Origin of the sequence: Nocardioides flavus (ex Wang et al. 2016), from assembly GCF_014653115.1 — a bacterium.
Classification (GTDB): Bacteria; Actinomycetota; Actinomycetes; order Propionibacteriales; family Nocardioidaceae; genus Nocardioides; species Nocardioides flavus.
On sequence record NZ_BNAD01000011.1, the window covers coordinates 39064 to 64824 of the forward strand.

Here is a 25761-nt window from a genome sequence, read left to right on the forward strand (position 1 = left end):
GCCGTGAGGGAGTCATGACGTCGTTGCTCGAAGGGGCCAAGAAGCTGGTCACCAGGAGCTCTGACATCGGCGCTCGCGTCGAGGGTCTCGAGCGGGCCGCCGAGGCCGCCCGGGGCCGTGTGGACGACGCCGTCGTCGACGAGGCGGCGACCGTCGCGGCCCGTGCCGCGGGTCGCCTCAGGCTCTCGGCCGACCACACGGTGGTCGCGCTCGCCGGAGCCACCGGCTCGGGCAAGTCCTCCACCTTCAACGCGCTCAGCGGGCTCGAGCTCGCCGCGGTCGGCGTACGACGCCCCACCACGTCGTGGGCGACGGCCGTGGTGTGGGGCAAGCACGGTGCCGAGGAGCTGCTGGAGTGGCTCGGCATCCCCGCCCGCCACCAGGTCACCCGGGACTCGATGCTCTCGGAGGCCGACGAGGACGGCGAGATGCGTGGCGTGGTGCTGCTCGACCTGCCCGACCACGACTCCACCGAGGTCTCGCACCACCTCGAGGTCGAGCGGCTCGTCCAGCTCGCCGACATGATGGTGTGGGTCCTCGACCCGCAGAAGTACGCCGACGCCGCGATCCACGACCGCTTCCTCAAGCCGCTCGCCGGCCACCGCGACGTGATGCTCGTCGTGCTCAACCACATCGACACCGTCCCCGAGGGCCGTCGCGCCGGCATGGTGGAGGACGTACGCCGCCTCCTCGAGGCCGACGGCCTGGCCGGCGTCCCGGTGGTGCCGGTCAGCGCCCGGCACGGCTGGGGCATCGACGAGCTGCGCGGCATGGTCGCCAAGCGTGTGGCGGAGAAGAAGGTCACCCGCTCCAGGCTCGAGGCCGACGTGCGCTCCGCCGCCGAGCGGCTCGAGCAGGCCGTCGGCACCGGCAAGGCGCCGACGCTGTCGAAGGAGCGCGTCGCCGCGCTCAATGACGCGCTCGCCGACGCCGCCGGGGTGCCGACCGTCGTCAAGGCCGTCGCCGACTCCACCCGGCTGCGCGCCAACCACGCCACCGGCTGGCCGGTCACGGCCTGGTTCTCCCGGCTCAAGCCCGACCCGCTCAAGCGACTGCACCTCGACCTCGGTGCGGCCGGCAAGGAGCTCACCAGCGCCGCCCGCACCTCCGTGCCCCAGGCCACCGGCGTGCAGCGCGCCCGCGTCGACACCGAGGTGCGCGCCCTCGCCGACCAGGTCGGTGAGGGAATGGCTGCCTCGTGGGCGGGAGCCGTCCGGGCCGCCTCGGTCTCCCGGCTGCCCGACGTCAACGACCGGCTCGACCGGGCCGTCGCGACCACCGATCTCGGTGCTGCGCGGATCCCTGCCTGGGCAGGCCTCGTCCGCGTCCTCCAGTACGTCCTGATCATCTCGGCGATCGTGGGTGCCGGCTGGCTGGCGCTGCTCGCCCTCGGCTCCTACGCCCGGCTCCCCGAGCCCCCGACGCCGGAGATCGGCGCCTTCCCGCTGCCGACGCTGCTGCTCCTCGGCGGCCTCGTGCTCGGCATCCTCCTCGCCCTGGTGTGCCGGTGGTTGGTCGCGGCCACCGCCCGCAAGCGCGCCCGTACGGCCGACAAGCGGCTGCGCGACGCGATCTCCGAGGTGTCCGCCGAGCTCGTCGTGGCCCCCATCGAGGCCGAGCTGGCGTCGTACGCCACGGTGCGTGAGGGACTCACCGCGGCCCTGCGCTGACCGCGCCGCACTGCCTCCCCGCGCCGGTCGCGGGCCACCGTGCGTCCACAGGCGCACCGGTCGAGCCGTCGTCCACAGGGCTGCGGCCGTCGGCGTGCGTGCTGTCGGTCGGGGTGCGGAGCCTTGGGTCACCGCGGCGGACCACCGCCGCCCGACACCAGGAGCACCCCATGCACGACACCCACATCACCCTCGCCGGCTGGATCGGCGGTGACGTCACCCTCCGCGAGGTCGCCGAGGGGCGCGCGGTGGCCTCGTTCCGTCTCGCCTGCACCCCGACCCGCTACCGCGACGGGGAGTGGGTCAAGGGCACCACGTCCTGGCACACGGTCAAGGCGTGGAACCGGCTCGGACGCCACGTCGCCGCCTCGCTCCGCAACGGGGACCCCGTGGTGGTGCACGGACGTCTGGTGGCCGACGTGTGGGAGCGCGAGGGCAAGCAGCAGACGTCCTTCGAGGTCGTCGCGTCGTCGGTCGGGCACGACCTGACGCACGGCACGACGGCGTTCACCAAGGCAGCGGCCGCCGCCGAGCCGTCGGTCGGCGGGGTCGAGGAGCAGGCCGTCGAGCACGCCGTCGACGCGGCCGGGAGCGCCGACGTGACGGCTACCCCCCGAGCGGCATAGACGGCGCCGGGGCGCGCGTCGGGCGGAGCACCGGTGCGATTGTCGGCGCGGGCGCACTTCCCCGTAGGCTCGCCCGCATGGCTGAGTACGTCTTCACGCTGCGCAACGTGCGCAAGGCCCACGGTGACAAGGTCGTCCTCGACAACGTCACCCTCTCGTTCCTCCACGGCGCCAAGATCGGCGTCGTCGGACCCAACGGCACGGGCAAGTCCTCGCTGCTCAAGATCATGGCGCAGCTCGACCACGCCAACAACGGCGACGCGATCCTCGACCCCGAGGCCACCGTCGGCATGCTGCAGCAGGAGCCGCCGCTCAGCGAGGGCAAGACCGTCCTGGAGAACGTCGAGGAGGCCGTCGGCGACCTCAAGGCGAAGATGAAGCGCCTCGAGGACGCCTACATGGAGATGGGCGAGCCCGACGCCGACCAGGACGCCCTGATGCAGGAGACCGGGGACCTCCAGACCGAGCTCGACAACGCCAACGCGTGGGACCTCGACAGCCGCCTGGACCAGGCGATGGACGCCCTGCGCTGCCCGCCGCCGGACGTGCTCGTCGACAACCTCTCCGGTGGTGAGCGACGTCGCGTCGCGCTGTGCAAGCTGCTGCTCCAGCAGCCCGACCTGCTGCTCCTCGACGAGCCCACCAACCACCTCGACGCCGAGTCCGTCCAGTGGCTCGAGGGACACCTCGCGTCCTACCCCGGCGCCGTCCTGGCCGTGACCCACGACCGCTACTTCCTCGACAACGTCGCGCAGTGGATCCTCGAGCTCGACCGTGGCAAGGCCCACCCCTACGAGGGCAACTACACGACCTACCTGGAGACCAAGAAGGACCGTCTCAAGGTCGAGGGGCAGAAGGACGCCAAGCGCGCGAAGATGCTGGAGAAGGAGCTCGAGTGGGTCCGCTCCAACCCCAAGGCGCGGCAGGCCAAGAGCAAGTCGCGTCTCGCGCGCTACGAGGAGATGGCGGCCGAGGCCGACCGGATGCGCAAGATCGACACCTCCGAGATCAACATCCCGGCCGGTCCGCGGCTCGGTGACATCGTGCTCGAGGCGGAGAAGCTGGGCAAGGGCTTCGAGGGCCGCACCCTGATGCACGACCTGTCCTTCAAGCTGCCCCGCGCCGGCATCGTCGGCGTCATCGGCCCCAACGGCGTCGGCAAGACGACGCTGTTCCGGATGATCACCGGTTCGGAGGAGCCCGACGAGGGCACGCTCACGGTCGGCCAGACGGTCAAGCTGTCCTACGTCGACCAGAGCCGCGGCGGCATCGACCCCAACAAGAACGTCTGGGAGGTCGTCTCCGACGGCCTCGACTTCATCAAGGTCGCCAACTTCGAGATGAACAGCCGCGCCTACGTCGCCTCGTTCGGCTTCAAGGGCCCCGACCAGCAGAAGAAGGCCGGCGTGCTGTCCGGTGGTGAGCGCAACCGCCTCAACCTCGCGCTCACGCTGAAGATGGGCGGCAACCTGCTGCTCCTCGACGAGCCCACCAACGACCTCGACGTGGAGACGCTGTCCTCGCTCGAGGACGCGCTGCTCGACTTCCCCGGCTGCGCCGTGGTCACCTCCCACGACCGGTGGTTCCTCGACCGCGTCGCCACCCACATCCTCGCGTGGGAGGGCGACGACGAGGACCCGGCCAAGTGGTTCTGGTTCGAGGGCAACTTCGCGTCGTACGAGGAGAACAAGATCGAGCGCCTCGGCATCGAGGCGGCCCGCCCGCACCGCGTGACGCACCGCCGCCTCACCCGCGACTGATGAGACGGGCAGCCGGCCGCGAAGGAACGAGCGGCCGGCGTGGGCCCGACGTCAGCCCGCGGTGCCGCGGATCTCGCTCTCCGGGTGCCGGGTGACGAGGTGGTCGGACACGCGGTCGAAGACCCGCCCGACCGCGGCGAAGTCCTCCTCGGAGACGAGGTCGACGATGTTGCGCCGCACGCTCTCGACGTGGCACGGCGCCGCCTTGACCAGCAGGTCGTAGCCGGCCTCGGTCATGGTCGCCACCACCCCCCGGCCGTCCTCCGGCGTCGTCCCGCGGGCGACGTAGCCTGCGGACTCCATCCGCGCGACCGTGTGCGTCACCCGGCTGCGCGAGTGCGCCATGGCGTCGGCGAGCTGGGCCATCCGCATCGCGCGGCCGGGTCGCTCCGAGAGGCGCACCAGCACCTCGTACTCCGTGAGCGACATGCCGAACTCACGACGCAGGTCGTCGTCCAGGCGCTCCTCGAGCAGCGTGATCCCCATCATCAGGGCACGCCATGAGTGCTGCTGCTCGGCGTCGAGCCAGCGCGGTTCCCCCGTCACGGTCATGACGGCAGCCTAGTGCCGCCACGACCGTGACGCGGGCAGGTTCGGGCCTGACTCAGGAGAGCCGCTCGAGGATCATCGCCATGCCCTGGCCGCCGCCGACGCACATGGTGATGAGGCCGGTGGACTTGTCGTGCCAGTCCAGGCTGTTGAGCATGGTGTTCTGCAGGCGGGCGCCGGTCATGCCGAAGGGGTGGCCGACGGCGATGGCGCCGCCGTTGACGTTGAGCCGGTCGAGGTCGATGCCGAGGTCCTGGTAGGACGGCACGACCTGGGCGGCGAAGGCCTCGTTGATCTCGACGAGGTCGATGTCGCCGATGCTCATCCCGGCGTGCTTGAGCGCGTTCTTCGTCGCCTCGACGGGGCCGAGGCCCATGATCTCCGGGGAGAGGCCCGAGACCCCGGTCGACACGATGCGCGCGAGCGGGGTGAGCCCGAGCTCGGCGGCCTTGGTGTCGGACATGATGACGACCGCGGCGGCGCCGTCGTTGAGCGCGCAGCAGTTGCCGGCGGTGACCACGCCGTCGGGGCGGAAGACCGGGTCGAGGCCGGCGATCGCGTCGTACGTCACTCCGGCGCGCGGCCCGTCGTCCTTGGTCACCACGGTGCCGTCGGGGGTCGTCACCGGAGTGATCTCGCGCTCCCAGAAGCCGTCGGCGATCGCCTTCTCGGCGAGGTTCTGCGAGCGTACGGCGAACTCGTCGAGCTCCTTGCGGTCGAGCCCGCGCAGCCGGGCGACGTTCTCGGCGGTCTGGCCCATCGCGATGTAGATGTCGGGCAGCAGGCCGTCCTCGCGCGGGTCATGCCAGTCCTGGCCGCCCTTGGCCATCTCGTCGGTGCGGGCGCCCGCCTCGTCGAAGAGCGGGTTGCGGGTGCCGGGGATGTGGTCGGAGGTGCCCTTCGCGAAGCGGGAGACGGTCTCGACGCCGGCGGAGACGAAGATGTCGCCCTCGCCGGCCTTGATGGCGTGGAACGCCATGCGCGTGGTCTGCACCGAGGAGGAGCAGTAGCGGGTGACCGTGGCGCCGGGGACCTCGAGGCCGAGGAGGGTGGTCACGACCCGCGCCATGTTGTTGCCGGACTCGCCGCCCGGAAGGCCGCAGCCGAGGAGGAGGTCCTCGATGGTGGTGGGGTCGAGGTCGGGGATCTTGTCGAGCGCGGCCTGGACGACGAGCGCCGTGAGGTCGTCGGGCCGGAAGTCCTTGAGCGACCCCTTGTTGGCCCGTCCGATGGGGGAGCGGGCTGCGGAAACGATCACTGCTTCAGGCATGGAGAACTCCGGTTACTCGTCGGTTGGGTCTGCCTCGCACCCTAGCGTCGGGCGGGGTCAGTCCTCCGTGGGCCCCGGGGCGCGGAACCGTCGGGACCACCGGTGAACCGGTGGTTCCCGAGCTTCCAGCCCGTTGCAACGGGCTGGAACCGTACGGAAGGGGCTGGAAGCCTTGCGTTCCGCGGCGTCCTGATCCACGCTCGGACGGCCCGCGCGGGGAGCCGGCCCGGATCTGCGACGATCGGTCCGTGCGCCATCTGTACCGCTGCCCGCTGAGGTGGGCCGACCTCGACCTGCTCGGGCACGTCAACAACGTCACCTACGTCGACTACCTCCAGGAGGCGCGGGTCGACATGTTCCGCACCCACGTCCCGGGGAGCCGCGCCGAGGACCTCGCCGAGGGCGTCGTGGTGGTCCGGCACGAGGTGACGTACGTGTCCTCGCTCACCTTCGGCTTCGAGCCGGTGTCGATCGAGTGCTGGGTCACCGAGATCCGTGCGGCGAGCTTCACGCTGGCCTACGAGGTCTTCGAGGAGGACGAGGCTGGGGAGCGGACTGTCTTCCTCCGCGCGCGAACGGTGCTGACGCCCTACGTCTTCGCCACCGAGCGCCCGCGGCGCCTGCACGACGAGGAGCGCGAGTCGCTGTCGCGGCTCCTCGAGCCGGACGAGCCGGTCCGCCCGCGGTCGGCGCCCGAGGTCGTCGACGTGCCGGGCGGTCGCTACCCCGTGCACGTCCGCTTCAGCGACGTGGACGTGTACGGCCACGTCAACAACGTGAAGTACTTCGAGTACTTCCAGGAGGCGCGGATCCAGCTGATGGCGGCCGGGGGCGGCGAGCTCGCCGCCGGCCTCCACCTCGTCGTGGCGCGGACCGACGTCGACTACCGGCGCCCGATCCTGTTCCGCGCCGAGCCGTACGACTGCCGTACGTGGGTCTCGCACCTGGGCAGCACGTCGGTGGTCTTCGAGTCCGTGGTCCGCGACGGTGACGACGTCCTCGCCCGCGCCCGCGTCGTGGGTGTCTGCATCGACAGCGCCACCGGGCGCCCGGCCCCTGTCCCGGAGGAGTTCCGCGAGGTCGTCGCGGCCGCTACTCCATCGAGTTGACCATGAACTGGGCTGCGTGGGTCACGTAGTCCCAGAAGCGAGCGTCCTGCTCCGCGGTGAGGTCGGCCTCGTCCAGGCCCGCGCGGAAGTGCACCAGCCAGCGCTGCGCCGCGTCGGGCGTCACGCGGAACGGCGCGTGGCGCATCCGCAGCCGCGGGTGGCCGCGCGTGTCGCCGTACGTCGTGGGCCCGCCCCAGTACTGCATGAGGAACAGGGCGAAGCGCTCCTCCGCCGGCCCCAGGTCCTCCTCGGGGTACATCGGGCGGAGCAGCTCGTCGTGGGCCACGCCCTCGTAGAAGCGGTGGACGATCGTGCGGATCGTCTCCTCGCCGCCGATCTCGTCGTAGAACGTGCTCACCCGGCCATTGTGTCCGGTCGCCGATCGCCTGCTCAGGCGGGTCCCTCGGCGCGCGCCGGCCCTTCGGCGGGCGGGGTGCCGGCGGGCGGCTCCGCGGGAGCGTCCGCCGCGTCGCCGTCGGGGTGACGCGGGTCGCCGTCGCGCATCCACAGCACGCGCTGCGCGAAGGGGATCTCGATGCCCTCGTGGTCGAAGCGGTACTTGATGCGCTGGCGCATCTCGCGGGCCACGGCCCACTGCTCGAGGGGCGCGGTCTTGAGTGCCACCCTGACGACGACTGCGTCCGGGCCGAGGTCCTGCACGCCCCACACCGACGGCTCCTCGATGATGCGGCCCTTGAAGTCCTCGTCCTCCCAGAGGTCGTGCGCGACGTCGGCCAGCACCTGGCGCACCCGGGCGAGGTCTTCGCCGTAGCCGACGCTCACGTCCAGCACGGTGCGCGCCCAGTTCTGGCTCATGTTGCCGACGCGCAGGATCTCGCCGTTGCGGACGTACCAGACGGTCCCGTTGACGTCGCGCAGGCGGGTGACCCGCAGGCTCACCGCCTCCACGGTGCCGACGGCCTCGCCGAGGTCGACCTCGTCGCCGACGCCGTACTGGTCCTCGAAGATCATGAAGATGCCGGACAGGAAGTCCTTCACCAGCGCCTGCGAGCCGAAGCCGATGGCGACGCCGATGATGCCGGCGCTCGCGATCAGCGGGCCGATGTCGTAGCCGAGCTCGGCGATGAACATCAGGGTGATCACGGTGAGGACCACGCCGGTCACGATGCTCTTGAGCAGCGAGCCCATCGTCGCCGCCCGCTGGACGCGGCGGGTGTAGCCGGGGTCCTCGGTCAGGTTGAGCGCGTGACCCATCCGGCCGCCGGAGATGGCACGGCTGACCCGGTTGGGCAGCACGCCGTGCTCGGCCTTCTGCACGACGCGGTCGATGAGCCGGTGGAGCAGCCACCGGACGACCAGTCCGATCAGGATCAGTCCCAGGAGGGCCGACGGCTTGCCGATGATCCAGTCCGCGACGTTGGCCAGCTGCTGGTTGCCGGTCCAGTCGTAGACCCATCCGCAGATGTTCTCGTCGGGCCCGCAGGCGGCCATCGGGTTGAGGGGGGTGGTCTCGCTCCCGGAGACCTCGGTCACGTTGATGATCGGGGTGGTGAGGGGGTGAGGCATGCCCGCCAGTATGGCGATAGCCTTGTAGCCGTGACCACGCACGTCAGCCTGCACGTCAGCCCCTCCCGATCGTCGCGCAGCGCGTACGCCCGCTGGGCCGGACGCGCCGTCGTCCTCGCCGGCGCGCCCGCGCTGGCTCTGCTCGCAGCTCCCGCCCACGCCGACGTACCGGCGGGCTGGGGCGGGCAGACCGAGCACCAGGGGCTCGAGGCGCTGGACGCCCTCGCGCTGTTCGTCGGCGCGCCGCTGCTGCTGTTCGTGGTCATCGGCCTCGCGGTCTACATCCCGGCCATGATCCGCGGCGAGAAGCTGCTCCCCGACCACTCCGCCGGCGAGGCCCAGTGGATCGGCGGCCCCCGCCAGGGCGTCGCCGAGCTCCCCGCCCCCGACGGCGAGGACTCCCGGGCGGGTGGCGCCAGTGGCAGCTGGTGAGCTGAGCGAGACCGACCGCCTGTCGCTCGACAAGGCCATCCGTCTCGCCGAGCAGGCATGCCGCTTCGAGTTCTCCGTCTACGTCGGCCCGGCCGAGGGTGACGACACCCGCGCGTGGGCGACCCGGCTGCACAACCGGCTCGTGGCGCCCGCGCGCAGCGTGCTCGTCCTCGTCGACCCCCGGCGACGCGTCGTCGAGGTCGTCACGGGCGGCGACGTGCGCCGGCACCTGACCGACGCCGAGGTCGAGCTGGCGGTGCTGGCGATGTCGTCGGAGTTCGCCGCCGGCAACCTCGCGACCGGCCTGCAACGCGGCATCGCGATGCTCGCCGAGCACGCGCGCCCGCAGAACACGCTCCACGCCTGAGCCGACCGGGCACTTCGTGCCCATGTGAGCGAACGAAGTGCCCGGTCGGTGACGCGGGCCGGCACGAAGTGCCCGGTCGGCTTGCTCAGCGGGCGTCGTAGCGCTGGGCCGTCAGGGCCCGGGCGATCTCGGCGCGCGCCTCGCCGACGTAGCGCTGGGCCTGCTTGGGTGCGGTGTTGTCGACCAGCCACTCGTCGAGACGGGCGAGCGTGGCCTCCGAGCCGAGGGGCAAGGGGAAGCCGTACTCGAGGATCGTCGAGGCCTTGTGGAAGCCGAGGGTGTCGACGAGCGTCTCCGACGCGCTCAGGAACTTCTCGAGGTAGGGCTCGAGGACGTCCTCCTGGCCGAACCGGAAGATCGAGAAGGCGATCTCGCGCGACGTCTCGTTCGGGGTCGCCGGGTCGACGAGCGCGGCCCAGGCGGCAGCCTTGGCCTCCGCGGTCGGCTGCGCCGCACGGGCGGCGGCTGCCTGCTCCTTGCCGGAGATCGTCTTGTCGACCTCGAGCTCCGCATCGATCTCGGCGTCACCGAACCGACCCCGCTTGGCCAGCGCCGTGATCAGCGCCCACCGCATGTCCTGGTCGATCGCGAGGCCCTCGACGGCGAAGGAGCCGTCGAGCAGCCCGATGAGGTCGTCCAGCGCGGGGTCGCTGTGGGCGGCGCCGGCGTACGAGCGGGCGAAGGTGAGCTGGTGGTCGCTGCCCGGCTCCGCGGCGAGCAGCAGCTCACGCAGCCCCTTCTCCCACCGTGCCTGGAGCTCGGGACGGTGGGCGGGGTCGGAGTAGAAGTTGATCGCCAGCGCGGTGGACGCCGGAATCCGGGTCACCGCCCACGCGTCGGTCTCCTCGCCGATGTTGGCGAGCACCAGGTCCGCCCAGTCACGCGTACGCATCTCGCCGTCGCGGGTCATGTCCCACGCGGCGCCCCACACGAGCGCACGCGGGAGCGAGTCCGCGAAGGTCGACAGCGCCGAGATGGCGGTCGCCATCGAGCGCTCGTCGAGGCGGATCTTGGCGTAGGCGTGGTCCTCGTCGTTGAGCAGCAGCAGCGCCGGCTGCTTCACGCCGACGAGCTCGGGCACCTCGGTGCTGGCGCCCTCGACGTCGATCTCGAGGTAGTCGCGCCGGACGAGCCGGCCGTCCACCTCGTCGTACAGGCCGATGCCGAGACGGTGGCGACGCAGCGTCGGCCAGTCCTCGTGGGCCGTCTGGCTGACCGAGAAGGACGAGTACGCGCCCGCGCCGTCGAGCTCGAACGACGGGGCGAGGGTGTTGACACCGGCGGTCTGGAGCCACTCCTGCGCCCAGCCCTGCAGCTCACGACCCGACGCCTTCTCGAGCGTGGCGAGCAGGTCCTTGAACTCGGGGTTCCCGTACTCCCACTCCTTGAAGTAGGCGCGCAGCCCCTCGAGGAACGGGTCGATGCCGACCCACGCGACCAGCTGCTTGAGCACCGAGGCGCCCTTGGCGTAGGTGATCATGTCGAAGTTGACCTCGACCGCGTGCAGGTCGACGTTGTCGGCCGCGATCGGGTGCGTCGAGGGCAGCTGGTCGGCGCGGTAGCCGGTCTGCTTGCGGGCGTTGGCGAAGCCCGTCCACGCGTCGTCGAACTCCGTGGCGTTGGCCTCGCACCAGTAGCAGGCCCACTCGGCGAACGACTCGTTGAGCCACAGGTCGTCCCACCACTTCATGGTGACCAGGTCGCCGAACCACATGTGCGCCATCTCGTGGGTGATCACCGAGGCGCGGAACTCGAAGAACGACCGCGGCTGGCGGCTGCGGGGGAGGTACTCGTCGCGCAGCGTCACGCAGCCGGCGTTCTCCATCGCGCCGGCGTTGTACTCGGGGACGTAGAGCTGGTCGTACTTGCCGAACGGGTAGGGGTAGTCGAACTGCTCCTCGAACCACGCGAAGCTCTGCTTGGTGAGCTTGACCAGCTCGGCGGTGTCCATGTGCTCCGTGAGCGACTGGCGGCAGTAGTGGCCCAGCGGGATCGTGCCGAACTTGCCCTCGTAGGTGTCGAACTCGCCGTGGTACTCGCCGGCGACGATCGCGGTGATGTAGGTCGACATCCGCTTGGTGGCCGGGAAGCGCCAGACGGAGGAGCCGTCGCCGAGGTCGGCCGGCTCGGGCGTGGCCGCGTTGGAGACGACGACCCAGTGCGAGGGAGCCGTGACGTTGAAGGTGAAGACGGCCTTGAGGTCGGGCTGCTCGAAGGTGGTGAAGACGCGGCGGGCGTCGGGCACCTCGAACTGGCTGTAGAGGTAGACCTTGTCGTCCGCCGGGTCGACGAACCGGTGCAGGCCCTCGCCGGTGTTGGAGTAGGCGCAGTCGGCGGTGACGACGAGCGTGTTGGTCGCCTCGAGGTCGTCGAGGGTGATGCGGCCGTCGGCGTACGCCGTGGCGGGGTCGAGGCTGCGTCCGTTGAGGGTGATCTCGCGGACGGTGGGCGCGACGAGGTCGGCGAAGGTGCCGGCGCCGGGCTCACGGCAGGTGAACTCGAGGGTGGTGGTGGAGACGAAGGTGGTCTCCTCGGGGAGGGTGGCTGACGTCAGGTCCAGGTCGACGGTGTAGGTCGAGACGTCCAGGAGGGCGGCGCGGGTGGCGGCCTCGTCCCGGGTGAGGTTGGTTCCAGGCATGCGGGCATCCTGCCACCGGGATGTGGCCCGACCCACACCGGTGGGGAATAGGTGGCCAGGGAGAGGGATTGATGTGGACATGGCTACCGCTGACCTCTGGTTCGACCCGCTCTGCCCGTTCGCCTGGATCACCTCGCGCTGGATCCGCGAGGTCGAGCAGGTCCGCGACATCGAGGTGCAGTGGCACGTGATGTCGCTGGCCTACCTCAACAAGGACAAGGACATCCCGGCCGAGTACCGCGAGATGCTCCAGGGCACCGAGAAGCCGGTCCGGGTCGCGATCCGCATCGCGGAGCAGCACGACAACAAGACCCTCGGCGACTGGTACACCGCGATCGGCACCCGGCGCCACAACAACGGCGAGGAGCTGACGCGCGAGACCGTCGCCGCGTCGCTGGCCGACGTGGGCCTGCCCGCCGAGCTGATCGAGGCCTGGGACGACGCGTCCCTCGACGACGCCGTGGCGAAGAGCCACCACGAGGGCATGGACCCGGTCGGCGACGACGTCGGCACGCCGACGATCCACATCAACGGGTCGGCCTTCTTCGGTCCGGTGCTGTCGAAGATCCCGCGCGGCGAGGAGGCCGGCGAGCTCTGGGACGGCGCCGTCGCGGTGGCGAAGTTCCCCTACTTCTACGAGCTCAAGCGCTCGCGGACCGGCGACCTCGACTTCAGCTGAGCCCGGGGCCGGCCGTGCGCACCGCACGGTCGGCCAGCTCGGCCCCGGCCGCGTCGTAGAGGCCGACGACGGCCGCACGCTCCACCAGCTGGGAGATCTCCTCGTCGTAGCGGGTCACCGCAGTGACCGACCCGCCGAACCCGCTGCGCTGCAGCTGCTCGAGCGCGGCGAGGTTGCTGCCGTGGAAGGGCATCGCCAGCAGCACCAGTCGTACGGTGCCCTCGTCGGTGACGCGCGCCCAGAACAACGGGTCGGTGGCGTCGCCCTCCACGACGTGCAGCCCCTCGGCGAACAGGTCCCCGGCCCGCGCCGAGTCCGAGTCGACGCCGGTGACGCGCAGGCCGTACTCGTCGACCAGCCGCCGGGTCGCCGCGCGTCCGAGCCGTCCCATCCCGAGCACCAGCGCGTCGGCGTGCCGGAGGTCGACCGGCTGCTCCTCGGGGTGGAGACGGGCGGGGTCCGGCACGCGCCGCGTGACCACCGTCGACACGCGGTCGACAGCCGCGCTCGCCACCGTGGTGACCACGAAGCTGACGGCGACGGCCGTCGAGACCACGACGAGCCAGTCCGGGGCGAGGCCACCGGCGGCGACCCCCGCCGCGACGACGATCAGCGCGAACTCGGAGAAGCTCGCCAGGGACAGGGCCGAGCGGGTCGCCGTACGGACCCGGAAGCCGCTTGCCCGCAGCAGCACCCCGTACAGGGCGGTCTTCACCGGCACCAGCGCCACCAGCGCGAGGGCGAGGACGATGCCGGAGGCGTCAGGTGCGCCGTTCAGGCCCACGGAGAGGAAGAACGCGACGAGGAGCAGCTCCTTGACCGAGAAGACGGACTTCGCGAGCTCCTCGGCCCGGCCCGACGGTGACAGCAGCAGCCCGACCGCCAGCGCTCCCACGTCGCCCCCGAGCCCGGCGGCGTCGAAGAGGGCGTAGCCCGGGACGACCGCGAGGCCCACGCCCACCAGCGTCAGCAGCTCGCCGTGGTCGAGGCGGTCGAGCAGGCGTCGAGCCGGCCACGAGGCCGGCACCAGGAGCAGGAGAGCGGGCGCCCACCAGTGCGGTGCCTCGCCGCCGACCGCCGACATCAGGACCACGGCGACGAGGTCCTGCACCACCAGGATCCCGATCGTGGTGCGCCCGTGCAGCGCCCGCGTGGCGTTGTGCTCCTCGAGCACCTTCACGGCCACGACCGTGCTGGAGAACGACAGCGCCAGCGCCACGAGGACCAGGTCGGCGGGCTCGGCGTCGGCCAGCAGGCCGACACCGACGGCTCCCGCGCCGGCCAGGAGCGTCAGGGCCAGCACCCCGGTCAGGACGGCGTGCACCACGCTGACGCCCAGCACCTCGCGCCTCCCGAGCACCCGTACGTCGAGCTTGAGGCCGATGGCGAAGAGCAGCAGCACCACCCCGAGGTCCGCCACGGCGTCCAGGGCGGGCGTGCGGTCGACCCCTGTCCCGGCCAGCACGAAGCCGGCGCCCAGGAAACCCACCATCGGCGGCAGCCGCACCGCATGGGCGAGCAGGCCGCCCACGGCGGCGAGGGACAGCATGAGCACCAGGTTGAGCGTCACGGCACCTCCCACCGCCGGGTCGGGCGCCACCCTAGGCGCACTGCCGGGCCGGTGCCCGTACCGGCTCCGAACCGGGTGGCGGCAGGTCACTAGGCTTGCGCCCATGACTCGTGTCCTGTCCGCCGTCGCCTGGCCGTACACCAACGGCCCGCGCCACATCGGCCACGTCGCCGGTTTCGGCGTGCCCTCCGACGTCTTCAGCCGGTTCATGCGGATGGCGGGCCACGACGTCCTGATGGTCAGCGGCACCGACGAGCACGGCACGCCGATCCTGGTGCTCGCCGACAACGAGGGCCTGCCCGCGCGCGAGCTCGTCGACAAGTACAACCAGGTCATCGTCGACGACCTATGCGGGCTCGGGCTGTCCTACGACCTCTTCACCCGCACGACCACCGGCAACCACTACTCGGTGGTGCAGGAGATGTTCGAGACCTGCCGCCGCAACGGCTACATGGTCGAGGAGACCACGAAGACCGCGATCAGCCCCTCGACCGGGCGCACGCTGCCCGACCGCTACATCGAGGGCACCTGCCCGATCTGCAAGTACGCCGAGGCGCGCGGCGACCAGTGCGACAACTGCGGCAACCAGCTCGACCCGACCGACCTGATCGAGCCGCGCTCGAGGATCAACGGGGAGACGCCCGAGTTCCGCGACACCCAGCACTGGTTCCTCGACCTGCCCGCGCTTGCCGACGCGCTGGGGGAGTGGCTCGACCAGCGCGAGGCCACCGGCCTGTGGCGGCCCAACGTCATCAAGTTCAGCCAGAACATCCTCAAGGAGATCCGTCCGCGCGCGATGACGCGCGACATCGACTGGGGCATCCCGGTGCCGGGCTGGGAGGACCAGCCCACCAAGCGCCTGTACGTCTGGTTCGACGCGGTCATCGGCTACCTGTCGGCCTCCATCGAGTGGGCGCGCCGCCTCGGCGAGCCCGACAAGTGGCGCGAGTGGTGGAACGACGCCGATGCCGAGTCCTACTACTTCATGGGCAAGGACAACATCGTCTTCCACTCCCAGATCTGGCCGGCCGAGCTGCTCGCCTACAACGGCGCGGGCGCGCGCGGCGGCGAACCCGGGACGTTCGGCACCCTCAACCTGCCGACCGAGGTGGTCTCCAGCGAGTTCCTGACCTTCGGCGACTCGCAGTTCTCCACCAGCCGCGGCAACGTCATCTACGTCGGCGACTTCCTCGCCCGCTACGGCCCCGACCCGCTGCGCTACTACATCTGCGCCGCCGGTCCGGAGACGTCCGACGCCGCCTTCACGTGGGCCGACTTCGTCACCCGCAACAACTCCGAGCTGGTGGCGGGCTGGGGCAACCTGGTCAACCGCACCGCGACGATGATCGCGAAGAGCTTCGGCGAGATCCCGGCTGCCGGCCCCCTCGAGCAGGTCGACGAGCAGGTGCTCGCGACCGTGCGCGGCGGCTTCGCCAGCGTCGGCGACCTCGTCGAGAAGCACCGGCTGCGCGCCGCGATCGCCGAGGCGATGCGCGTGGTCGGCGAGGTGAACAAGTACCTCACCGTCACCGAGCCCTACAAGATGAAGGACGAGTCGCAGCGCGAGCGCCTCGGCACCGTCCTGCACGTCGCCGCGCAGTGCGTGAGCGACTGCAACACACTGCTGTCGCCGTTCCTGCCGCACTCGGCCAACAAGGTGCACGCGGTCCTCGGTGGCGAGGGAGAGTTCATGCCGATGCCGCGCGTCGAGCAGGTCGAAGAGCTCGAGCCCGGCAACGGTGCGGGCCACACGTCGTACTCGATCATCACCGGCGAGTACACCTCCACGCCCGCGTGGGAGTCGCGTCCCGTCACCGTCGGCGCGAAGGTCGCCAAGCCGACGCCGGTCTTCACCAAGCTCGACCCGTCGATCATCGAGGAGGAGCTGGCGCGATGACTGCCGGGCCCGCCGCCGAGATGTACCTGCCCCACTTCGTGGTCAAGCAGAAGCTCACCATGATGGTCAACCGCTACGAGGTCTCCGAGTCGGACGAGGCCGGCAACCCCACGCGGCTGATGGCGTTCGCCGAGCAGAAGCGGATGGCGTTCAAGGAGCAGGTCACCTTCTTCACCGACGCGAGCCGGTCGCGGGCCGTGTTCGGGTTCAAGGCCCGCAAGAGGCTCGACCTCAACGCCGGCTACGACATCACCGACGAGTCCGGTGCCCAGATCGGGTTCTTCAGGAAGGACTTCGGCGCCTCCCTCCTGCGCTCCACCTTCCACGTCGAGGGCCCGGGCTACGCCGGCACCGGGCAGGAGCGCAACCAGCTCGTCGGTCTGCTGCGCCGCTTCACCGAGCTCGACTTCATCCCGGTCCACTTCGACTTCGTCGACTCCGCGGGCAGCCCGCTGTTCTCCGTGGAGCGCAAGATGTCCATCGGCGACCGCTACCGCGTCAGCGTCCCCGACCAGCGGGTCGACTTCCGCGTGGCGGCCGCCGTGGCCGTCGCCCTGGACGCGCTGATGTCGCGGTGAGCCCGTGATGTACCCCGAGGTCCGCGCCGCGGTCGAGGCCGACGCCGGCCCGGACCTCCGTGCGCCGGGTTTCGACCTCGCCGCGCACCGCGAGGAGGTGCGCCTGGCCAACCTGGCCCAGCCCCGCGAGGAGGTCGCCGCCGTCGAGGACCTCGACGCGGGCGGCGTGCCGTGCCGGCTCTTCACGCCCGAGGACCCGCTGCCCGGACTGGTCGTGCACGCCCACGGCGGCGGCTTCGTGCTCAACGACGTCGACGTGCACGACGGCATCTGCCGGCGCTTCGCCAACCGCGCGCGTCGCCGGGTGCTCAGCGTGGACTACCGCCGCCCGCCGGAGCACCCGTTCCCCGCTGCTCCCGACGACATGGACGCGGTCGTGCGCTGGCTGCGCGAGGGTCGTGGGCCGCAGGGACCGTACGCCGCGCACGGCGACTCGGCCGGGGGCAACCTCGCGCTGGTCGCGGCGCTGCGCAACCCGGGATTCTTCCGCGCAGTCGCCCTGGTCTACCCCTTCCTCGACCCGCACAGCAGCTTCCCGTCCTGGGAGCTCGGCGCGGCGACGGGCTTCGACCCCGCCGAGGCCACCTGGTACTGGGAGCAGTACGCCCGCACCGAGGCCGACCTCGAGGACCCCGACCTCGCACCGCTGCTCTCCGACCGCCTGCACACGCTGCCGCCGACCTTCGTCGCGACCGCGGAGGCCGACCCGCTGCGCGACGAGGGCGAGGAGCTCGCGCGCCGCGTCGCGGAGGCCGGTGTGGAGACGGTGGGCATCCGCTGCCTGGGCCAGACCCACGGGTTCTGGCGGCACGCGCACTTCACCGCGTCCGAGCCGCTGGTCCGACAGGTCGCGGGCTGGCTCGACCAGCACCTCCAGCGCGTCGCCTCCGACCCGTCGTAGCCGGGGCGGATCCGGCGCGCGAAGCCCCGCAGCCGCTTGCGGCGAGGGGGCTTGAGAGGATCTGCCCATGCGCGTTCACCTCGGTTCCGACCACGCCGGCCTCGACCTCAAGGACCACCTCGTCACCTGGCTGGTCGACCACGGCTACGAGGTCGTCGACCACGGCCCGTTCGTCCACGACGCCCTCGACGACTACCCGGTCTTCTGCCTGCGTGCGGGTGAGGGCGTCGCGGCGGACCGCGCCGAGGGGCTGGACAGCCTCGGGGTCGTCATCGGCGGCTCGGGCAACGGGGAGCAGATGGCCGCCAACAAGGTCACCGGCATCCGCTGCGCGCTGGTGTGGTCCGAGGAGACGGCCACGCTCGCCCGCGAGCACAACGACGCCAACGTGGTCTCGGTCGGCGGCCGCATGCACTCGCTCGACGACATGACCCGCTTCGTCGAGGTGTTCCTCACCACGCCGTTCTCCGGCGACGAGCGGCACGTGCGCCGCATCGGCCAGCTGACGACCTACGACGAGACGCGCGAGCTCCCGCCGCTGCCGGAGTCCGCCCTCCGCGGCCCGGATGCCTGAGGGGCACACCCTCCGCAAGCTGGCGGACGACCTCGCCGCCGCGTTCGCCGGCCGTACGGTCCGGGTGACCTCGCCGCAGGGTCGCTTCGCCGCCGACGCGGAGCAGGTCGACGGCTCGCGCCTCGTCGGTGCCGAGTCCGCCGGCAAGCACCTGTTCGTCGAGCTCGAGGGCGAGCGCTGGATCCACGTGCACCTCGGCCTGATCGGGCAGTTCGACGTGCACCCGGCGGTCGACGACGTGCCGGACCCCGTCGGGGCCGTCCGGCTGCGCCTGGTCAGCCTGCCGCCGGACGATCCGCGCGGCACGGCGTACGCCGACCTGCGCGGCGCGATCCTCTGCGACCTGGTCGGTGCGGCCAGGCGGGAGCAGGTGCTCGCCGGGCTGGGGCCGGACCCGCTGCGCGCCTACGCCGAACCCGACCTGGCCTGGCGGCGGATCTCGCGGAGCCCCCGTGCGATCGGCGACCTGCTGATGGACCAGAAGGTCCTCGCCGGGGTCGGCAACGTCTACCGGGCCGAGGTGCTCTTCCGGCACCGCATCCACCCGCTGCGACCCGGCAACACCCTGCGCGTCGGACAGTGGCAGGCCATGTGGGCCGACCTCGTCGAGCTGATGGCCGAGGGGGTGCGCACCGGCCGCATCGACACGGTGCGCCCCGAGCACACCCCGGAGGCGATGGGGCGCGAGCCGCGTCGCGACGACCACGGCGGCGAGGTGTACGTCTACCGGCGCACCTCGATGCCGTGCCTGGTCTGCGGCGCGGCCGTCAGGACCGGGGAGCTCGCCGGACGCAACACGTTCTGGTGCCCGCGATGTCAGCCGAAGTTCCGCTCGCGGGCCGTACGATCTCCCGGCAAGGGGCCTGGCGCGGCGGGAGGAGCTCGGCCATGAGTTCGCCTTCGCTGGGCTCAGCCGTGGGACGCGTCGTCCCACGGGGCTCCCGCGTGCTCGTGGCGCTCGTGGTCTCCACGATCCTGATCGGCCTCGCGATCTGGCGCTTCGACGCGAGCCTCCCGCTCGTCACGCTCCTCGTGCCGCTCGTCGTGTCGAGCCTCGTCCTGGGCCCGCGGCAGCTGCCGTGGTTCGTCGTGTTCGTCCTGCTGGTGCTCGCGCTCGTCGTGCCGACGCAGGACGACCTCAGCCTCCGCATCGCCCTCACGGTGGTGATCATCTTCGGTCTCGGCTTCATGGTGCTGCTGTCGTCCTTCCGGCGCACGCGCCTGGGCGTCGCCGGCATCCAGGGCGAGCAGATGTTCGTGGACCTGCGCGACCGCATCCTGAGCCAGGGCGGGATCCCCGACCTCCCGGACGGCTGGTACGCCGCCTCCGAGCTGCGCTCCGCCGGGGGCACCCCGTTCGCGGGCGACTTCGTCGTCGCGGCGCGCGTCGAGGGACGCCTCGAGGTGGCGGTCGTGGACGTGTCGGGCAAGGGCCAGGGCGCCGGCACTCGGGCGCTGCTGCTCTGTGGCGCGCTCGGCGGCCTGCTGAGCGCGCTGCCGCCGAGCGAGTTCCTCGCCGGCGCCAACCGGTTCCTGCTCCAGCAGGACTGGGACGAGGGGTTCGCCACCGCGATCCACCTCTCGCTCGACCTCGCGTCGGGTCGCTACGACATCCGCAGCGCCGGCCACCCGCCCGCCGCGCTGCGCCACGCCGGGTCCGGACGGTGGCAGGTCCTCCAGTCGGAGGGCCCGATCCTGGGCCTCATCGACGGCGCCGAGTTCCCGGCGGTCTCGGGGGAGATGCGCCACGGCGACGCCCTGCTGCTCTACACCGACGGCATGGTCGAGACACGCACCCGCGACATCGCCCTCGGCATCGACCGGATGCTCGGCCAGGCCGAGCGACTCCTGCGTGGGCAGTTCGAGGGCGGCGCGACGCGGCTCATCGAGGCCCTGGGCTCCCGCAACGACGACCGCGCCCTGCTGCTCGTCCATCGCCGCTGAGCCGCCGCTGACCTGCCGCCGGCCGGTTGCGGCGCTCGCCCGCAGGTGTGGCACCATGACACCCGCACCGGCGGCCACGACGCCGCCGGGACGCGCGGATGTAGCTCAATGGTAGAGCCCCAGTCTTCCAAACTGGCTACGCGGGTTCGATTCCCGTCATCCGCTCCAAGCAGGCCCTCGTGCCTCCCGTCCGGGAGCACCGGGGGCCGGTTTGGCGGGGCGTAGCGTAGTGGCTAGCGCGCCTGCTTTGGGAGCAGGAGACCGCAGGTTCGAGTCCTGTCGCCCCGACCCACTGGTCCCACGGGTCGCAGCCTCCCCACACGTACGTGTGCGACGCGATCGTCGGGCGGGCGTGATTCGGCCTGTGCCCGACGCGTCGATAGACTCTTCGGGTTTGCGGCTGCCGCGCCTTCGGCGTGCCCCCAACGTTCCATCCCTACGTTCCACCCCTCGTTCCACCCACTGACCTCAGCACCAGGAGACATTTGTGAAGAGCGCCGTCGAGACCTTGAGCCCGACCCGGGCCAAGCTGACCGTCGAGGTGCCCTTCGAGGAGCTCAAGCCGAGCCTCGACGCGGCGTACCAGAAGATCGCGAAGCAGATCAACGTCCCGGGCTTCCGCCGCGGCAAGGTCCCGCCGGCGGTCATCGACCGGCAGATCGGTCGCGGGCCCGTCCTCGACGAGGCGATCAACGCGGTCGTGCCGCAGCAGTACATGGCTGCGCTGCAGGAGCACGACCTCGAGCCGCTGGCCCAGCCGGAGATCGAGGTGACGAAGTTCGAGGACAACGAGTCCCTCGAGTTCACCGCCGAGGTCGACGTCAAGCCCGACTTCGAGCTCCCCTCCTACGACGGGCTCGAGGCCACGGTCGAGGACATCGAGATCTCCGACGCCGACGTCGACGAGCAGGTCGAGGCGCTGCGCGAGCGCTTCGGCACCCTGGTCCCCGTCGAGCGTGCGGCTGCCGACGGCGACTTCGTGACCATCGACCTGGTCGCGGCCCGTGACGGCGAGACCGTCGAGGGCGGCGAGGTCACCGGCATGTCCTACAAGGTCGGCCGTGGCGGCATGATCGACGGCCTCGACGAGGCCCTCGTCGGCCTGTCCGCGGGCGACGACAAGACCTTCGACTCCGAGCTCGTCGGCGGCGACCTGGTCGGCGAGCCGGTCCAGGTGACCGTCAAGGTGACCGCGGTGCAGGAGCAGCAGCTGCCCGAGTACGACGACGAGTTCGCTCAGCTCGCCTCCGAGTTCGACACCGCCGAGGAGCTCACCGCCGACGTGCGCGAGCGCCTGGGTCGCGGCAAGCGCCTCGAGCAGGCCGCCGCCGCCCGCGACGCGGTGCTCGAGGCCCTGCTGGAGAAGGTCTCGATCCCGCTGCCCGAGGTGATGGTCACCGACGAGCTCAACGCGCGCCGCCAGAACGTCGAGCAGCAGCTCGGCTTCGCCGGGATCTCGATGGAGAAGTACCTCGAGGACGAGGGGCAGACCCAGGAGGAGTTCGAGGCCGACCTCGAGCGCCGGGTCCGCGACGCCGTCGCCGCCCAGTTCATCCTCGACAAGATCGCCAAGAAGGAGGAGTTCGGCATCGACCAGGCCGAGCTCTCCGAGCACCTCGTGCGGCGCGCCCAGCAGTCCGGGCAGGACCCGCAGGAGTTCGCCAACCACATGTTCGAGCACAACCACATCCCCGAGCTCGTGCAGGAGATCCTGCGCGGCAAGGCGCTCGCGACGATCGTGGAGGCCGCGACCGTCAAGGACGCCTCGGGCAACGTGGTCGAGCTCAAGAACCTGCGCCCCGACGGCACCATCGGCGAGCCCGTCGACGAGGCGCCCGCGGACCCCGAGGCTGCCGACGAGGCCACCGAGGACTCCGCCGAGGACTCCGAGAAGGCCTGAGCCGCACGTACGCGACGGCGTCCGTCCCCTCCGGGGGCGGGCGCCGTTCGTCGTCCGTGCACTGGCGGAATCCGCTGTGGGCGAACAGGGTGGGTTCTCGCGTGGAAGTGTCCGACCTTCCGGCTAGTGTCGCCAGCGTGAACCAGAACTCCAGCCCAGCCCTCTCGCCCGAGATGAACGGCGCCGGTGGGATGTATGGCCTCGACGACCACATCTACCAGCGCCTCCTCCGTGAGCGCATCGTCTTCCTCGGCTCGGAGGTGCGCGACCAGAACGCGAACGCGATCTGCGCGCAGCTCCTCCTGCTGTCGGCGGAGGACCCGGAGGCCGACATCTTCCTGCACATCAACAGCCCCGGTGGCTCCGTGGACGCCGGCATGGCGATCTACGACACGATGAACTACATCCCCAACGACGTCGCGACGGTCGGCATGGGCCTGGCCGCGTCGATGGGCCAGTTCCTGCTCTGCGCGGGGACCAAGGGCAAGCGGTACGCCCTGCCCCACGCGCGCATCATGATGCACCAGCCCTCCTCGGGCATGGGCGGCTCGGCCTCCGACATCAAGATCCAGGCCCAGCAGTCGCTCCACATCAAGAAGGTGCTCCTCGACCTCATCGCCGAGCACACCGGCCAGAGCGTCGAGCAGGTCGTCGCCGACGCCGACCGCGACCGGTGGTTCACCGCTGAGCAGGCCGTCGAGTACGGCCTCGTCGACCAGGTCATCACCAGCGCCCGCGAAGCCGCCGACGAGGGCCGCCCGGCCCGGATGAAGGACTGAACATGAACTACTACATCCCCCAGTGGGAAGAGCGCACCTCCTACGGCTTCCGGCGGATCGACCCCTACGCCAAGCTCTTCGAGGAGCGCATCATCTACCTCGGCACCCCGATCAGCGACGACGTGGCCAACGCGGTCATCGCCCAGCTGATGTGCCTGGAGACGATGAACCCCGACACCGACATCAGCATCTACATCAACAGCCCCGGCGGCTCGTTCACCGCGCTGACGGCGATCTACGACACGATGCGCTTCATCAAGCCCGACGTGCAGACGGTGTGCCTGGGCCAGGCGGCCTCGGCGGCGGCGATCCTGCTCGGCGCCGGCGCCAAGGGCAAGCGGATGGCGCTGCCCAACAGCCGCATCCTGATCCACCAGCCCTACACCGAGGGCACGTTCGGCCAGACCTCCGACATCGAGATCCAGGCCAACGAGATCCTGCGCATGCGCGAGCTCCTCGAGCGGATGATCGCCGACTCCAGCGGCAAGGACATCGACCAGGTCAGCCGCGACATCGAGCGCGACAAGATCCTCACCGCCGAGCAGGCCGTCGAGTACGGCCTCATCGACCAGGTGATCGAGTCGCGCAAGGGTGCCCCCGCCCTCACCTGACGAGGGTCGGCCGCAGGTCCGAGGCTCGAGAATGATGGCCGACGACATCCCGTGTCCGGCACCCGTCGGGGGCCGGCACGGGGTACCGTCGTACGGCCCACTGCAAGACAGCACAGCGCAAGGTGTGGAGTGCCGGGGCCCTTTCCCGGCGAAATTGGAGGACACGACTCGTGGCACGTATCGGTGACGGTGGCGACCTGCTCAAGTGCAACTTCTGCGGCAAGAGCCAGAAGCAGGTCAAGAAGCTCATCGCTGGCCCCAACGTCTACATCTGCGACGAGTGCATCGAGCTCTGCAACGAGATCATCGAGGAGGAGCTCGCCGAGGGCGCCGAGGTGAGCCTCGAGGAGCTCCCCAAGCCCCGCGAGATCTTCGAGTTCCTCAACTCCTACGTCATCGGCCAGGAGCACGCCAAGAAGTCCTTGGCCGTCGCGGTCTACAACCACTACAAGCGCGTCCAGGCGGGTCTGCAGCCGGTCACCGGCAAGGCCAAGGACGACGTCGTCGAGGTCGCGAAGTCCAACATCCTCGTCATCGGCCCCACGGGCTGCGGCAAGACCTACCTCGCCCAGACCCTCGCCCGGATGCTCAACGTCCCCTTCGCGATCGCGGACGCCACGGCGTTGACAGAGGCGGGCTACGTCGGCGAGGACGTCGAGAACATCCTCCTCAAGCTCATCCAGGCCGCCGACTACGACGTCAAGAAGGCCGAGACCGGCATCATCTACATCGACGAGATCGACAAGGTGGCCCGCAAGGCCGAGAACCCCTCGATCACGCGCGACGTGTCCGGCGAGGGCGTGCAGCAGGCGCTGCTCAAGATGCTGGAGGGCACCACCGCCTCGGTGCCGCCGCAGGGTGGTCGCAAGCACCCGCACCAGGAGTTCATCCAGATCGACACCACCAACATCCTGTTCATCGTGGGTGGTGCCTTCGCCGGGCTCGAGCAGATCATCGAGCAGCGCGTCGGCAAGAAGTCCCTCGGCTTCACCGCCGAGGTGCGTGGGGCCGCCGAGCGCGAGGCCGACGACCTGCTCGCGCAGGTCCGCCCCGAGGACCTGACCAAGTTCGGGCTGATCCCCGAGTTCATCGGTCGCCTGCCGCTGATCGCCAGCGTGAGCAAGCTGGACCGCGAGGCGCTCGTGCAGATCCTCACCGAGCCCCGCAACGCCTTGGTCAAGCAGTACCAGAAGCTCTTCGACCTCGACGGCGTCGAGCTCGAGTTCACCGACGACGCCATCGACGCCATCGCCGAGGCGGCGCTCGAGCGCGGCACGGGTGCCCGCGGCCTGCGCGCGATCATCGAGGAGGTCCTCCTCTACGTGATGTACGACGTGCCGTCGCGCGGTGACGTCGCCAAGGTGGTCGTGACGCGCGAGGTCGTCGAGGACGATGTCGCACCGACCCTGGTCCTGCGCGAGGCCGAGGGCCGGAAGAAGAAGTCCGCCTGACCGACTGGCCCTGTCTGACCATGGCGGTCTAGTCATTTCGGACTATTCCGGGCCATGGACGTGGGTTACGCGTCATGGCCCGGGGAGACTGGCGTCTCGTCTGCATGTGGGAAGGGGACCCGGTGGGGGTTGACCAGAAGCGGCCGCTGATGGGGTTCGCCTTCGTGGCGGTGCTCTGCGCCGTCCTGATGTCGGTGTCGGTCGAGCGCGGCTTCGGCCTCGACGACCTCGTCCAGCCCGGCAAGCCCATCGCCGCACCCGACGAGCCGCGTGCCGCGGCGCCGACCGTCGACGTGGTCGCCGAGGAGTCGCCCGTCAGCATCCCCGCCGAGCTGAGCACTCAGCCCCTCGCCCTGATCGTCGCCGCGGCGCCGCCGTCGGCACCGGCTGCCGAGGTCACGGGCGACGGCCGGTCCGCGTCAGCGGGCAGCGAGCAGTCCACGCAGAGCTCGGCAGGCCCGTCCACCGGTCGCCCGGTGGGCACCGACGATCCCTCGAAGGCGGCCCGCAAGGCCGACCGTGAGGCGGCGAAGGCGGCCCGCAAGGCCGACCGTGAGGCGGCGAAGGCGGCCCGCAAGGCCGACCGTCAGGCCGCGAAGGCGGCCCGTACGGCCGAGCGTCAGGCTGCCAAGGCGGCCCGCAAGGCGGAGCGTGAGGCTGCCAAGGCGGCCCGCACGGCCGAGCGTGAGGCCGCGAAGGCGGCCCGCAAGGCGGAGCGCGGCGCGAGCCACGGGCATGACAACGGGCACGGAAACAGGAACGGCAAGGGCTGAGGCCGCCCGCCCCCCGGCGCGCCGGACGACCACAACCTGACGCGCCCGGTCCAGCCTGAGCGTGCCGCGGGCCTGGCCCGAAGACTTCTGGTCGTCCGACGCGCCTGCGGCGACGTCCGGCGGGCAACGCGACGATCCCCCTCCCGCCGCTCGCCG

24 protein-coding genes and 2 tRNA genes are annotated in these 25761 nt (G+C 71.0%); 20 read left to right on the forward strand and 6 right to left on the reverse strand.

Features of this window, described 5'->3' with window-relative positions:
• Positions 1–14: 14 nt before the first annotated feature.
• The 3 genes from IE200_RS15840 to ettA all read left to right on the forward strand — a co-directional run bounded on the left by IE200_RS15840 (position 15) and on the right by ettA (position 4056).
• Positions 15–1670, forward strand: coding sequence for a YfjP family GTPase (locus tag IE200_RS15840; protein ID WP_191280452.1), 1656 nt, complete (start codon positions 15–17; stop codon positions 1668–1670).
• A 170-nt stretch (positions 1671–1840) separates the two neighbouring features.
• Positions 1841–2296, forward strand: a complete 456-nt coding sequence (locus IE200_RS15845; protein WP_191280453.1) for a single-stranded DNA-binding protein — start codon at positions 1841–1843, stop codon at positions 2294–2296.
• 77 nt (positions 2297–2373) lie between these two features.
• Entirely contained in the window at positions 2374–4056 is a 1683-nt protein-coding gene (gene ettA / locus IE200_RS15850; protein ID WP_191280454.1) for an energy-dependent translational throttle protein EttA, read from the forward strand.
• Between the two features lie 51 nt (positions 4057–4107).
• On the opposite strand, the gene IE200_RS15855 is transcribed toward ettA, so the two are convergent.
• On the reverse strand, positions 4108–4608 hold the full coding sequence (locus IE200_RS15855; RefSeq protein WP_191280455.1) for a MarR family winged helix-turn-helix transcriptional regulator: 501 nt from the start codon (positions 4606–4608) through the stop codon (positions 4108–4110).
• Between the two features lie 52 nt (positions 4609–4660).
• On the reverse strand, positions 4661–5875 hold the full coding sequence (locus IE200_RS15860) for an acetyl-CoA C-acetyltransferase (RefSeq protein WP_191280456.1): 1215 nt from the start codon (positions 5873–5875) through the stop codon (positions 4661–4663).
• A 248-nt stretch (positions 5876–6123) separates the two neighbouring features.
• Between IE200_RS15860 and IE200_RS15865 the strand changes: the two genes are divergently transcribed.
• Positions 6124–6984: an acyl-CoA thioesterase gene (locus IE200_RS15865; RefSeq protein ID WP_191280457.1), complete on the forward strand. Its 861-nt coding sequence runs from the start codon at positions 6124–6126 to the stop codon at positions 6982–6984.
• On the opposite strand, the gene IE200_RS15870 is transcribed toward IE200_RS15865, so the two are convergent.
• Positions 6968–7342 (reverse strand): globin, encoded by a 375-nt coding sequence (locus tag IE200_RS15870; RefSeq protein ID WP_191280458.1) that lies wholly within the window; start codon positions 7340–7342, stop codon positions 6968–6970. The genes IE200_RS15865 and IE200_RS15870 overlap by 17 nt on opposite strands.
• A gap of 32 nt (positions 7343–7374) precedes the next feature.
• Complete coding sequence (locus tag IE200_RS15875) at positions 7375–8511, reverse strand: mechanosensitive ion channel family protein (protein WP_229856645.1); 1137 nt, start codon at positions 8509–8511, stop codon at positions 7375–7377.
• A 30-nt stretch (positions 8512–8541) separates the two neighbouring features.
• Here IE200_RS15875 and IE200_RS15880 point away from each other — a divergent pair, with 30 nt between their 5' ends.
• Both IE200_RS15880 and IE200_RS15885 read left to right on the forward strand, forming a co-directional pair.
• A complete protein-coding gene (locus IE200_RS15880; RefSeq protein ID WP_191280459.1) occupies positions 8542–8943 on the forward strand; it encodes a hypothetical protein in 402 nt (133 codons plus the stop codon).
• The gene (locus tag IE200_RS15885) at positions 8930–9310 is read left to right on the forward strand and encodes a DUF5130 family protein (protein ID WP_191280460.1); all 381 of its coding nucleotides are present in this window, start codon (positions 8930–8932) and stop codon (positions 9308–9310) included. Before IE200_RS15880 ends, IE200_RS15885 begins: the two co-directional genes overlap by 14 nt.
• A gap of 85 nt (positions 9311–9395) precedes the next feature.
• Here IE200_RS15885 and pepN read toward each other — a convergent pair whose 3' ends face one another.
• On the reverse strand, positions 9396–11948 hold the full coding sequence (pepN, locus tag IE200_RS15890; protein ID WP_191280461.1) for an aminopeptidase N: 2553 nt from the start codon (positions 11946–11948) through the stop codon (positions 9396–9398).
• 79 nt (positions 11949–12027) lie between these two features.
• Between pepN and IE200_RS15895 the strand changes: the two genes are divergently transcribed.
• On the forward strand, positions 12028–12627 hold the full coding sequence (locus IE200_RS15895) for a mycothiol-dependent nitroreductase Rv2466c family protein (RefSeq protein ID WP_191280462.1): 600 nt from the start codon (positions 12028–12030) through the stop codon (positions 12625–12627).
• On the opposite strand, the gene IE200_RS15900 is transcribed toward IE200_RS15895, so the two are convergent.
• The gene (locus IE200_RS15900; protein WP_229856647.1) at positions 12620–14197 is read right to left on the reverse strand and encodes a cation:proton antiporter domain-containing protein; all 1578 of its coding nucleotides are present in this window, start codon (positions 14195–14197) and stop codon (positions 12620–12622) included. The genes IE200_RS15895 and IE200_RS15900 overlap by 8 nt on opposite strands.
• Before the next feature lie 103 nt (positions 14198–14300).
• On the opposite strand from IE200_RS15900, the gene metG reads away from it, so the two are divergent.
• The 13 genes from metG to IE200_RS15965 all read left to right on the forward strand — a co-directional run bounded on the left by metG (position 14301) and on the right by IE200_RS15965 (position 25605).
• Positions 14301–16094 (forward strand): methionine--tRNA ligase, encoded by a 1794-nt coding sequence (gene metG, locus IE200_RS15905; protein WP_191280463.1) that lies wholly within the window; start codon positions 14301–14303, stop codon positions 16092–16094.
• A complete protein-coding gene (locus IE200_RS15910; protein ID WP_229856649.1) occupies positions 16091–16672 on the forward strand; it encodes an LURP-one-related/scramblase family protein in 582 nt (193 codons plus the stop codon). Before metG ends, IE200_RS15910 begins: the two co-directional genes overlap by 4 nt.
• Positions 16673–16679: 7 nt before the next feature.
• On the forward strand, positions 16680–17573 hold the full coding sequence (locus tag IE200_RS15915) for an alpha/beta hydrolase (RefSeq protein ID WP_191280522.1): 894 nt from the start codon (positions 16680–16682) through the stop codon (positions 17571–17573).
• A gap of 67 nt (positions 17574–17640) precedes the next feature.
• Positions 17641–18147 carry a ribose-5-phosphate isomerase gene (locus IE200_RS15920; RefSeq protein WP_191280464.1) on the forward strand — a complete coding sequence of 169 codons (507 nt, stop codon included), beginning with the start codon at positions 17641–17643 and terminating at the stop codon, positions 18145–18147.
• Positions 18140–19039, forward strand: a complete 900-nt coding sequence (locus tag IE200_RS15925; RefSeq protein ID WP_191280465.1) for an Fpg/Nei family DNA glycosylase — start codon at positions 18140–18142, stop codon at positions 19037–19039. The genes IE200_RS15920 and IE200_RS15925 overlap by 8 nt, the downstream gene beginning before the upstream one ends.
• Positions 19036–20091 carry a PP2C family protein-serine/threonine phosphatase gene (locus IE200_RS15930; protein WP_191280466.1) on the forward strand — a complete coding sequence of 352 codons (1056 nt, stop codon included), beginning with the start codon at positions 19036–19038 and terminating at the stop codon, positions 20089–20091. The genes IE200_RS15925 and IE200_RS15930 overlap by 4 nt, the downstream gene beginning before the upstream one ends.
• 94 nt (positions 20092–20185) lie before the next feature.
• Positions 20186–20259: transfer RNA gene (locus tag IE200_RS15935), tRNA-Gly, on the forward strand.
• 47 nt (positions 20260–20306) lie between these two features.
• Positions 20307–20379: transfer RNA gene (locus tag IE200_RS15940), tRNA-Pro, on the forward strand.
• A gap of 199 nt (positions 20380–20578) precedes the next feature.
• Positions 20579–21991, forward strand: a complete 1413-nt coding sequence (gene tig, locus IE200_RS15945; protein WP_191280467.1) for a trigger factor — start codon at positions 20579–20581, stop codon at positions 21989–21991.
• 173 nt (positions 21992–22164) lie between these two features.
• Positions 22165–22770, forward strand: a complete 606-nt coding sequence (locus IE200_RS15950) for an ATP-dependent Clp protease proteolytic subunit (protein ID WP_191280523.1) — start codon at positions 22165–22167, stop codon at positions 22768–22770.
• Between the two features lie 2 nt (positions 22771–22772).
• Positions 22773–23381 carry an ATP-dependent Clp protease proteolytic subunit gene (locus tag IE200_RS15955; protein WP_191280468.1) on the forward strand — a complete coding sequence of 203 codons (609 nt, stop codon included), beginning with the start codon at positions 22773–22775 and terminating at the stop codon, positions 23379–23381.
• A 170-nt stretch (positions 23382–23551) separates the two neighbouring features.
• Positions 23552–24832: an ATP-dependent Clp protease ATP-binding subunit ClpX gene (gene clpX / locus IE200_RS15960; protein WP_191280469.1), complete on the forward strand. Its 1281-nt coding sequence runs from the start codon at positions 23552–23554 to the stop codon at positions 24830–24832.
• Between the two features lie 122 nt (positions 24833–24954).
• A complete protein-coding gene (locus tag IE200_RS15965) occupies positions 24955–25605 on the forward strand; it encodes a hypothetical protein (RefSeq protein ID WP_191280470.1) in 651 nt (216 codons plus the stop codon).
• Positions 25606–25761: the final 156 nt, after the last annotated feature.